The following is an 11,141-nucleotide window of genomic DNA, read 5'->3' on the forward strand; positions in this document are numbered from 1 at the left end:
AATTAATAAATATTAATAAACCGCAACCAGCTAGATAACTGGAATTTCACGGGCAAGCCATTAAGCCTTAAAAGTATTGCTATGCAAGGATCGTAGCCGAAAAAGCCAAACTACGGGGTTCCCTGTGGATGCGGTTTATCAGAGAAATTAAAATACTTGACTAGAGGCTTCGCAGTTTGCTATACTAGCAAGCAAGCAAGCAAACAAGGAGATTATTCGTCATGAAAATAAAACTTAAAAGATTAATAAAAAATTATGCATATTATTTCAAGAGCCACCTTAAGAATTTTTTGGGAAACTCATCCAGAGGCTCAGGCTGGTTTACGTTATTGGTACAAGCAAGTTAGTCAAGCAAAATGGCAAAGTTTCCAAGATATTCGTCAGGATTTTTCTTCGGCTGACTTAGTGGGTAATTTTATAGTATTCAACATTTGCGGCAACAACTATCGACTAATAACTTATGTTGATTTTCAACATAGAAATGTTTTCATTAGAAAAATACTAACCCATGCTGAATATAATAAAAACCAATGGAAAAAAGATTCGTGGTTCAATAAATATTGATCTAAATCTCTGAATCTCCAAATAAGTAGGGAGGAAAAATTATTTGTAGGATGGGTTAGCGGTAGCGTAACCCATGCGGGCGTTGGGTTTCATGCTTCAACCCAACCTACGTTTATCTTATATTTAATTCCACCCACCCACTTATGAAAACTATAAATTATTAACTAAAAATTTTGTATCTCCTTCAGTCACCCCTATTTAAACCATAAAATTAGAGTTATCTTTATGTTTGCCACTGATAAATACTTAGAATTATTAAAGCAATACCCTCCTCGTCCTATTCACAATGAGGAAGACTTAGAAATGATGCAGGAGGTTATTAATCGCCTTTTAGACAAACCCCAATTAACGGTAGAAGAAAGGGAATATCTAAATCTTTTAGGGTCTTTAATTTATGAGTACGAGGAAAATCAAGAGCCAATACCTGATATTTATGGACTTGAATTGTTGAAATTTATATTAGAGGAAAGAAACCTACAAAAGCAAGATTTGCTATCTATTTTTGAAAGTAAGTCAACCCTGGATGATATTCTTGATGGGCAGCAAGAGTTAACCCCTATCTATATTCAAAAATTAGCCAATTTTTTAAATATATCTCCTGATTTATTTCTTCCTAGTTAGACATAAAAAATGCGCTAGACAGTTAAATTTATTTCCTGTCTTAACGCATAGGTTAACAGACTAAATCAAAGCCCGATAACGCCCCAAAGCCAGTAAAGGAAAATACTGCTGATAGAAATGATATTTCAGGTAAAAATGACAGGGAAAACCTGTACCAGTGAAGTAATCTTCATCCCATGTACCATTTTCTTTTTGGGTAACAAGAAGATAGTTAACACCCTTTTCAATCACTTCTCGCTGATAATTACCGGTGACTTTCCCGACGGCTAATAAACCGATTAATGCCCAAGCAGTTTGGGAAGCGGTACTATTTCCCTGTCCTTTAAATTTAGGGTTATTGTAACTAAAACAGGTTTCACCCCAACCACCATCAACATTTTGACAACTGCTTAACCAATTGGCTCCTTTTTGCAATTGCTGGCGATATTGATTCGGTTCCAGAAAAGCCAAAGCAGATAACGCCCCACTGGTTCCATAAATATAATTTACACCCCAACGACCAAACCAACTACCATCAGCTTCCTGTTCTTTTTCCAGATAATCCAAAGCTTTTTTAACTCGATTTTCCTCCATTTTGACATCACAAGTGCCTAACATTTCTAGAACTCTGGCAGTAACATCAGCCGTATTAGGATCGATCATTGCTTTTAGATCGGCATAGGGCAAAGAATTAAGCCAGTTTTGATCGTTATCGATGTCAAAAGCTCCCCAACCACCAGCTTTACACTGCATAGTAGCCATCCAATTAACTGCCCGTTTCATCACGCTTTTTTTAATCTTTTCATCGGGCATTTTAATTAACTCTAAAGCCATCACCACCACTGCCGAATCGTCTAAATCGGGATACCAGCGATTGTCAAATTCAAAAGCCCAACCCCCGGGGGTTCCGATTTTATTTTTAATCGCCCAATCGCCATAATCAAGAATTTGTTGATCGATTAACCATTGTCCCGCTTTAATCATAGCTGGATGAGCGGGATTTAGACCGGATTCAATTAGCGATCGAATTACCCAAGCCGTATCCCAAACCGGCGACACACAGGGCTGTACACAATAGGTATTATCGGTCTCAATACCAAAATTATCCACCGCTTTTAAACCCCGGGCAACAATCGGATCGTCAACATCATAATCTAGGGCTTTTAAAGCTAACAGGGAATTTAACATCGCCGGGATAATTCCCCCCCAATCCCCCGTGTCTTCCTGTCGTTCAATTACCCATTTTTCCGCCGCTTTCAGACTTTCTTGACGGAAGGGAACCAAATTAGTTTTTTCTGCCCATTTAAACAGCCCATCTAACCAGAGAAAAACATCTGACCAATTGTTATTTTTTGGTAACTCATACTTGACATTATTTACCCCTTCTGTATAGAGTTCCTCGAGATTAAAACCCATTTTATACACAGGTTTTTTATCGAAAACAATTAATAAAGGAACCGTACTTCCCCGCGCCCAACTGGACATTTCATAGATAGTAAAAGGGAAATTTTCCGGCAGTAGCATAATCCAAGCAGGGATAGAGGGAACCCCCTGCCAATCATAACAACCAATCAAAGCGAGGTGCATTTTGGTGAAAATGCGGGTTTTACTGATGCCACCTTTAGCTAAGATAAATTCTCTAGCTTTTTCTATAGCAGGATCATTAACGGGAATTCCCAATAGTCGCAGCCCCATGTAGGCTTCCACAGTGGTGCTAAGATCGCCACCATCGCCATAAAATAACTCCCAAGCGCCGTTAGGACACTGTTGCTGACGTAGATAGGTGGCAGCTTTGTCTAGGGGGCGATTTTTGTCAGTTTTCCAGATTTTGTGCAGTAAAATTGCTTCTGAGGTGATGGTGACATTAGATTCTAATTCTGCCCACCAGTAACCCTGAGGGTGTTGGGTAGAAAGTAAATAATTTTGAGAAAGTTCGATCGCTTTCGCTGTTTGAGCGGCTATTTCGCTGATTTTTTCCTGAATCTGCATTTGTTTCTGTTCGACAACCTCTAGGGACGACGAGTGTAAATAAGATAATCTTATTTACAAAGTTTCTAATATAGATGAAGTATAACTCGATTTTGTTCGAGCTTTCTAACTCCTTCAGATTTAGCCACTTATTCAGTTTTTTTTGCAGAGTTGAGTTGCCAGATGATAACCGATTAAATAGGCTGTCATTTGGGGACTAACCCTGGGCCGCGGGGCTGCGGACAAATCTGCCACATAAATATTTTCACTTCCGCAAACTTTGCCCAGATTCTCAGGTGGGTAGTGATTTTATTCGGCTCTTCTGGTGTTTGTGTGGAAGGAAGAAGAATAGGGATAATTTGGGTGCATCTCAATTTTGTCGAAATATCTAGAGGACATTTTGGGCGCAGGCAGTGCGCCCCTACCATTGGCGCAATAATGTTATTGTAGGGGCGAATTGCATTCGCCCTCTTTGAATAACTTCTGCTGCTCACCTATAGGTGAGGGAAAGTCACAAATAGGAGATACAGCCGATAATTTTCTGGAAACATAGTCTTTAAAGCCTTGTGCCAAGACTCCTGCGAATGATCCGCACTGATTATCACACAAAGTCGAGGAGAGCCTTTTATTCTAGTGGTGATAGCTCCCACCTTTGCTAATTGGGCATTCCCAAAGTGATTCTCGATTTTTTTAGAGAACGATAGACTCTCTCTCACCCACCGGGAGAGCCGTTGACGAAGGGTATTATTTAATCTTTTAATAGGATTAGTTTGACACAAAATCTGTTTTTAATAGTGTGATTAACTCTCAAGTTATGAATTGTTTCTACCCACACCTCACTTCCCCCCGCAACGCGCACGCAGTGACCACCCCACTCTCCTATACTTTTTAAACAGGATTTAGTATGACTAATTTATTTTCCTACTGCTCGATGATTTTTACTGGAAATTACTGTCTTATATGACTCGGAAAATTCTGTGGAAGTAACGACTTATTGTCGGTAAACAATGGGTAAACTTGCTCAAAGTTTCTTGAACTAATTGACGACTTATATCTTCTAAATATCCCCAAATAATTTCCCTAGTTTTTATATTAACTTTGCGTTAAATATACACCTTTATCTCCTTCCAGTAAACCGAAGATACCAGGGCTGTAACCCGTCAAAGAAGCAATCACCCTCGCCAAAATGTCTAGGAGAAATACCCCACGATCAAAGCAAAAACACTGCCAAAAAGAAAATCTAGTCCCAAAAATAAAGGCAGGTAAAAATAATTGCCTAAATAGCTTAGAATAATTAAATGATTTGTTACCTAGTCCGGGCAGCTGCTTTAATGCCATGGCAAGATAGTGGTGAGAGAAAGTCATTGATCATAACCATGGTAAAGGTCAAGCTGTCCCCAGTTTCTAGAAGTCTGCTTTTTTCGACTAGAATAAAAAAAGCCAGTCAGAATAGCCACAATTAAAAAAATTTCTCCTCTTAGACTTGACGTGAAAGAGTCCCTCAACCCTACTTCTTTGGATCCCAAAACCATTTTTCCCTTTAAACTCGACGACTTCCAGCAATCGGCGATCGCCGCTCTCGCTGCTGGTAAATCAGTGGTGGTCTGCGCTCCCACCGGTTCCGGGAAAACTTTAATCGGAGAATATGCTATCTATCGCGCCCTACAAAGGGGCAAACGGGTTTTCTACACCACTCCCCTGAAAGCTCTTTCTAACCAAAAATTCCGGGATTTTCAAGAAAAATTCGGTCGTACCCCCACCGATGGCGATGAGGATTCCCCGCTGCTGTTTGCGGAAGTGGGATTAATTACCGGCGATGTGGTGATCAATCCCTCAGCGTTAATTGTAGTCATGACTACAGAAATTTTTCGCAATATGCTCTACCAAACCCCGATCGGTCAGGTAGGCACTTCCCTAGAAAACGTGGAAACCCTGGTTCTCGATGAATGTCACTATATCAGCGATCGAGGTCGCGGCACCGTTTGGGAAGAATCGATTATCTACTGTCCCCCTAGTATCCAATTAGTCGCCCTCTCCGCCACCATCGGCAACCCGGGGGAACTCACCGACTGGATTAACTGGGTGCGGCAACTGCCCCAATCCGGCGACAATAAACAGACCTCCAGCTGCGAGCTAATTAACTCCGATTTTCGTCCCGTCCCCCTGCGCTTTTATTTCGTCAATAAAGAGGGATTATTCCCGCTGCTCGACCCAAAACAGAGCAAAGTTAACCCGAAACTGCGTCCTAAAGCCCCTCGGGGCAGCTCCAGGCGCTTAAAACGAGAAGATTGTCCCACTATCGCCTCGATTGTCACCACTCTGCGGGACAAGGATATGCTCCCAGCTATTTACGTCATTTTCAGCCGCAAAGGTTGCGATCAGGCGATTCGAGAGCTAAAAAACCTCAATCTCGTTAATCCAGAAGAAGCTAGAGCTATTTACTACCGTTTACTCATTTTCTTCCTAGAAGATAATCCCAATCTGCAAGAACTCGCCCTTTCCTTCTTTGCCGTCGAAAATCCGCCCCTACAGCAAAAATTACTGGCTTTTTTCGCTAATAACCCCCAGTCCGACGAGCAACTCCTCAGCCTCTTAACCGCCGACCCCGAGACGAAAAATCAACTGTTTGAATTCCTAGCCAGTGCTTCCCAATTGGTGCGCGCCGACCAAGTGGAACCCCTCACCCGGGGCTGTGGTGTTCACCATGCCGGGATTTTACCCCTCTGGAAAGAATTAGTCGAACAACTTTTTGAAGCTGGTTTAATTAAGGTGGTTTTTGCCACCGCTACCCTCTCGGCCGGGATTAATATGCCCGCCCGCACCACCGTTATCTCGGCCCTGTCCAAACGCACCGATGATGGTCATAGTATGCTGACTCCCTCGGAATTTGTCCAGATTGCCGGCCGGGCCGGTCGCCGGGGAATGGACGCGGTGGGCCATGTGGTGACAGTACAAACGCCCTTTGAAGGGGCAAAAGAAGCGGCTTTTCTGGCCACCGCTCAACCGGAACCCCTACAAAGCTGTTTTGCGCCCAGTTACGGCATGGTGTTAAATCTCCTGCAAAAACACAGTCTAGAGGAGGCCAAAGACCTCTTAGAGCGCAGTTTCGCCGAATATCTCGCTCGTTTGAAGTTAAGCCCCGAACGACAACAGATTACCGCCTTAACCACCGAATTGGCTAAGTTGGATATGGAGTTAGCCGGTATCGAACGAGAGCAGGTCTTCAGTTACGAAAAGCTACGGGAAAAACTGCGGGAAGAAGAAAGACTGTATAAAATCCTCGCTAGTCAGGCAGAAGCACAGAAAAGACAGGAAATACATCTAAAATTGCCGAATATTCCCGTCGGAACTATCCTCCATCTCAAGGGCAAACATATTAAGGTTCCCGTCCCCGTCCCCGCTATCTTTGTCAATACCCTGCACGGAGCCGGTCAAGTGCGAACCCTTGTGTGTTTAGGCAGTGATAATCGCTGGTATTTAGCCGCCTATGCCGATATTAGCGAGATCGATCGAGGTTTTCTCGCTCCTGCGGAATTAGGCGAACTGATACCCCCTTCCCTAGAAGCAGTCTCTTTAGGGGGGTGGCGCAAGGGTGAGGAAAATACTCAGGCGATCGCCGATTTAATCCGCCAACAAGTGCAGGGCATCCCACCGGTGGCGGAACTGGAAACCCAAGCACAAAGAGTTGAAATTATCAATAGTCAAATTGCCGCTCATCCCCTGCAAAAACGCAAAAATCCGGGGCGATTGATGAAATTATACTACGATCGAGAGCTTGCTCGCGATAAGTTACACAAGACCCAGATTAAATACCAGAAACAACAATCGCGCAAATCCTACTACTGGGAAGAATTTCTGAATCTAATCGAGATTTTGCGAGAATTCCAAGCATTAGATGGTTATTTGCCCACTCCCCTCGGAGAAGCGGCGGCCACTATTCGCGGGGAAAATGAACTCTGGTTAGGATTAGCGATGATGTCCGGAGATTTGGACCGATTGACTCCTAGCCAACTAGCCGCCGCCATCAGCGCCATGATTACGGAACCCCCTCGCCCCGATACTTGGTGCAATTACCCGCCTGTGCCAGAAGTTATCGATATTTTGCGACAAGGAGAGGAAAATTCCCCCGGTCTGCGAGAAGTTCGCCGTTTACTCTATCAAGCTCAATCTCGCTACGATATCACTATTCCCGTCTGGTTAGAAACCCAACTGATGGGGATTGCCTCCCGTTGGGCCCAGGGGACATCCTGGCCGGAATTGTGCGAAAATACTAGCCTCGATGAGGGAGATCTAGTGCGATTATTACGGCGCACCGTCGATGTTCTCTGGCAAATTCCCCAAATTCCCCGGGTTTCCCAAGTCCTTAAAGATAATGCCCGTCTCGCCGTCACAGCCATGAAGCGCTTTCCTTTATAATATTGATCACTCTTTTAAACAATGGGAGATGGTAAGGAAAGTAACTGTTGGTGAATCTGCTCAATTAGGGCGAGGATTTGCTGATAATTTTGGTGCAATCCCTGGTGATAGAGGTGATTTGCTCCTTGATTTAAATCCGCTAAAGCCGATTGATAATAACCCAATTGATGCCGCAGTAATCCCCTTCTAATATAGGCATCGGCATAAAAAGGATCGATGGCAATCGCTCGATTTAAATCGGCGATTGAGCGTTCGTATTCACCTAATTGGTGAGCGGTACAAGCTAGATTATAGTAGGCTGAGGCGTTGTTTTTATTTAACCGGAGAGCTTGATGAAAATCCGCCTTAGCTGAGGTAAAATTGTGGAGGGCTAAATGAGCTAAACCTCGATCATTATAAATAGTGGCTAAAGTGTCGGGTTGTTGGTTAGTAATTTGACGCAAGGATTGATTAAAATCGGCTAGGGCAAGGGGATAATTTTTCATGGCTGCCTGAACTAAACCCCGATTATAGTAGGCTTGATAATAGGTGGGTTTTAGCTGGATAGTCTGGTTATAATCGGTCAGCGCCTGTGAATAATCTCCCAAACGATAAAAAGCTAAACCCCGATGGAAATAGGCTAGATAATTATCGGATTGCTGTTGTAAAGAGCGAGTGCAGTCCTGCCACGCGTGCAGATAATCCTGTAAATAAATCTCAGTTAAACAGCGATTACTGTAGGCTAGGGCCAAGTTATTTTCCTGTTCGAGGGACTGATTGAAATCCTGCAAAGCTTGCTGATAATTACCCGCCTCTAGTTGTTCAATTCCCGATCGCATCCAATAGGACAAATGTACTGATCGAGCCGCTTTTCCCTGCCGAGGCCATCCCCCCAGCACAAGCGAGCAGAGCAGTGCAACCATAACCAATCCACCGAGGCGAGGAAGAAAATTTTTCAAAACCGTTGACATAGGAGTATCTTTGTGCATATACTCCCAATTCTGAGGAAACTTTCTCGATCGATCAACAGACAGCCTGTCAAATCCAGGAGTCAGTTATCAGTTATCAGTTATCAGTTATCAGATGTGAGTTTTCAGTTCACTGATTACTGTTTACTGTTCACTGTTCACTGAAAATACACCTCACTTCCCACAACCTAGAACCGGTCTATGTCTCTAGAGGTCGGGGCTGCGATAAACTAATAAAGGAAAGATTGTCACCGAGCAATTATGATGGCGTTACTCGCTAACGCAGTTGACACCCGATAACCGATAAATGATACAGGAGTTATCTATGGAAACTATTTTTATCCCCCACCTCCTCAAATCTCCTGATCGACAAAGAGTGATCATCATCGATAATTTTATCCCCGGTCTAGAAACCTTGACACCGGTGCGGGGAACCTTGCTGGTTAGACATGGGGGGAATTTTTTGGAAGTATCGGTGAAAGCAGAAACCATCGTCACCTTAATCTGCGATCGCTGTTTACAACAATATAATCATCGTCTGCAATTAAACACTTCCGAATTAATCTGGCTAGACAAAAATAAAGACTACGATAGCTCCTATCCTCTAGAGCGAGAAATAGCCTACGAAGACCTCTCGGAAACCCTCGATCCTAACGGGGATTTTGACCCGCAAATGTGGTTATACGAGCAGTTATGTCTAACTTTACCTCCCCGTCAACTCTGCGGAGCCAATTGTCAACCCCCCGATTTTCTCCTTCCGGAAAAGACTGCCATCGATGGTCGTTGGGCCTCCCTAGAATCCTTGAAAAGTCAGTTATCTCAATCGCAAAATTGAGCTTTGATGCTGATTTTTTTCGGGTTTCGATCCCAGAGAAAAGCGATCGAAACCCGATTATTTACCGGCCCCAAATCTTTTTCAGGACAGTTTCGGGAGTAATATCGGCGACTTTTCCCGTATTAGCCTCAATATATCGATGTAGCTCTCCCCCACTCGGTAAAACTCTCTTAGACAACGAAGGAACCAGCAGAGAGAGGGTATAGGTTCCCACGGCCACAGCTAACTGTAAAGGGACACTTTCGGTAGCTAATAATAAATTAGCACCGGCGATCATAGCCGCCATTTTACCGATATCGCCCGTTCTCGACACTTTTAAGTTATTATCCATGGCTTTGAGGGCTAAAACCCAAGCTTCATCCAATTCTCCCTGGATCGCGACAATTGGCAAATCCGGTTGTTGATGGCGAATACCTTGGATAATTTCTAGCCAACTCTCTAGGGGATAAAGCGTTTCCAGTCCTTGGCTGATGCTGAGATCGCTACCGCCGGCATAGAGGAGAATATAGCCGCTATCCTTGATATTGAGGCGTTGCTGCTCCATTTCGGCCCAATCGATATCATCGCGATTCAAGGTTAGTTTTAAAGGTGGACAGGGTGCGGCAATCTTTAACCCTTTGACCAGTGCGTGATAATTATCCCCTAGATAGCCTTCCGTTGGCTGGGGTACTTGTTGCGATAAGAACCAGCTGCCATTATTTTCATAGCCTATACGGTTAGGAACACCATTTAACCAGAGTAAAAGATTGATAGCAGGACGATTGGTGAGACTAATGGCGATTTCGTACTCCCGGTCCCGAATTACTCCCAAAATATTTAAATAATCCGCTAATCCGTACTGATCTCGATAGTCAAATAAAAGCACTTCCCTAACCTGCGGACAGAGACGATAGGCAGCCTTTGCCCTAGGTTCGACCAAAACATCGATGGTACCTTGGGGGTAAGTTTGCTGGAGGGTTTCTAGAGTGGGAAAAAACAGCAGTTGATTGCTAATTCCTCCCGGTACAAGGGTTAATATTCGCATTTTATCTGGATATACCTGAATCGATCAGCTTAATTTTAGCAGTGTCCCTCGTTATTCACTAAATCTGGGCAGCTATGTTTTTTCTCAACAGAATGCGATCGCAGATTCTCTAATTCCCCCTTCCTCTTAAGTATTACCGGAAGGATTAGAACCGTACATAGCATTTAAAACCAAAGCGGGGTCAACGTATTGATTGCCGTACATCAGTCCCCAGTGCAGGTGTGGTCCGGTGGTGCGTCCTGTCATTCCCACTCTAGCCATGCGGGCCCCTGCTGGTATATCCTGACCGAGAGTAAGGACGATTCCTCCTGACCTGTCAATCAAAAAAGTACCGCGGTTGTCGGATTGAACCGAACCCATGAGATGACAATAAATATGTGTCCATTGACCCGATTGCATCTTAATCATCGTCCCACAGCCTGTATGATCGGATAATTCGACGATTCTGCCGGTCCACCAATTGCGAATATAACTGCCCAAGGGTGCGGCCAGATCTAACCCGGCATGAAATTGTTGACTACCATCGATGGGAGAGAAACGATAACCGAAACCGGAGGTATAGGTTTGAAAGTTTTCCACGGGGAAGGAGGCCCCGGCCCAAGCATTTTGAGCCATGAGGGTGGGATTAGCTTTAACGGGGTGTAAACGGTCAAATCCTAGAGAAATTAACGTGACAAGACAGCTAATCGCTAAAAAACGCAGGAATTTAACAGGCAGATATTTGAGCATGAGACTTACTCCAGACACCACAATTAAATATAGTTAGTAAAAGTATAGTCAAATATAG

The 11,141-nt window shown here is 43.9% G+C and carries 9 protein-coding genes and 1 pseudogene; 4 read left to right on the forward strand and 6 right to left on the reverse strand.

Going from position 1 to position 11,141, the window contains the following annotated elements:
* Positions 1 to 255 precede the first annotated feature (255 nt).
* Positions 256 to 564 carry a type II toxin-antitoxin system HigB family toxin gene (locus tag MICAI_RS08990; protein WP_008200663.1) on the forward strand — a complete coding sequence of 103 codons (309 nt, stop codon included), beginning with the start codon at positions 256 to 258 and terminating at the stop codon, positions 562 to 564.
* Between the two features lie 225 nt (positions 565 to 789).
* Positions 790 to 1,185: a helix-turn-helix domain-containing protein gene (locus MICAI_RS08995; RefSeq protein ID WP_008200665.1), complete on the forward strand. Its 396-nt coding sequence runs from the start codon at positions 790 to 792 to the stop codon at positions 1,183 to 1,185.
* Between the two features lie 60 nt (positions 1,186 to 1,245).
* On the opposite strand, the gene shc is transcribed toward MICAI_RS08995, so the two are convergent.
* From shc to MICAI_RS09005, 3 genes and pseudogenes are all read right to left on the reverse strand, one after another.
* Complete coding sequence (shc, locus tag MICAI_RS09000) at positions 1,246 to 3,153, reverse strand: squalene--hopene cyclase (RefSeq protein WP_008200666.1); 1,908 nt, start codon at positions 3,151 to 3,153, stop codon at positions 1,246 to 1,248.
* Positions 3,154 to 3,806: 653 nt separating this feature from the next.
* Positions 3,807 to 3,902, reverse strand: a pseudogene (locus MICAI_RS25830) (IS1 family transposase); the annotation flags it as partial.
* Positions 3,903 to 4,224: 322 nt separating this feature from the next.
* Entirely contained in the window at positions 4,225 to 4,470 is a 246-nt protein-coding gene (locus tag MICAI_RS09005) for a hypothetical protein (RefSeq protein WP_039899901.1), read from the reverse strand.
* Positions 4,471 to 4,620: 150 nt separating this feature from the next.
* On the opposite strand from MICAI_RS09005, the gene MICAI_RS09010 reads away from it, so the two are divergent.
* A complete protein-coding gene (locus tag MICAI_RS09010; RefSeq protein ID WP_008200667.1) occupies positions 4,621 to 7,548 on the forward strand; it encodes a DEAD/DEAH box helicase in 2,928 nt (975 codons plus the stop codon).
* 14 nt (positions 7,549 to 7,562) lie between these two features.
* Here MICAI_RS09010 and MICAI_RS09015 read toward each other — a convergent pair whose 3' ends face one another.
* Positions 7,563 to 8,516: a tetratricopeptide repeat protein gene (locus tag MICAI_RS09015; protein ID WP_008200669.1), complete on the reverse strand. Its 954-nt coding sequence runs from the start codon at positions 8,514 to 8,516 to the stop codon at positions 7,563 to 7,565.
* A gap of 304 nt (positions 8,517 to 8,820) precedes the next feature.
* Between MICAI_RS09015 and MICAI_RS09020 the strand changes: the two genes are divergently transcribed.
* The gene (locus MICAI_RS09020) at positions 8,821 to 9,330 is read left to right on the forward strand and encodes a YceD family protein (protein WP_008200670.1); all 510 of its coding nucleotides are present in this window, start codon (positions 8,821 to 8,823) and stop codon (positions 9,328 to 9,330) included.
* A gap of 61 nt (positions 9,331 to 9,391) precedes the next feature.
* On the opposite strand, the gene MICAI_RS09025 is transcribed toward MICAI_RS09020, so the two are convergent.
* Complete coding sequence (locus tag MICAI_RS09025) at positions 9,392 to 10,354, reverse strand: glycosyltransferase family 9 protein (protein WP_008200671.1); 963 nt, start codon at positions 10,352 to 10,354, stop codon at positions 9,392 to 9,394.
* A gap of 126 nt (positions 10,355 to 10,480) precedes the next feature.
* Positions 10,481 to 11,083, reverse strand: coding sequence for a M23 family metallopeptidase (locus tag MICAI_RS09030; protein ID WP_008200672.1), 603 nt, complete (start codon positions 11,081 to 11,083; stop codon positions 10,481 to 10,483).
* Between the last annotated feature and the right edge of the window lie 58 nt (positions 11,084 to 11,141).

Source organism: Microcystis sp. T1-4, assembly GCF_000297435.1.
Classification (GTDB): domain Bacteria; phylum Cyanobacteriota; class Cyanobacteriia; order Cyanobacteriales; family Microcystaceae; genus Microcystis.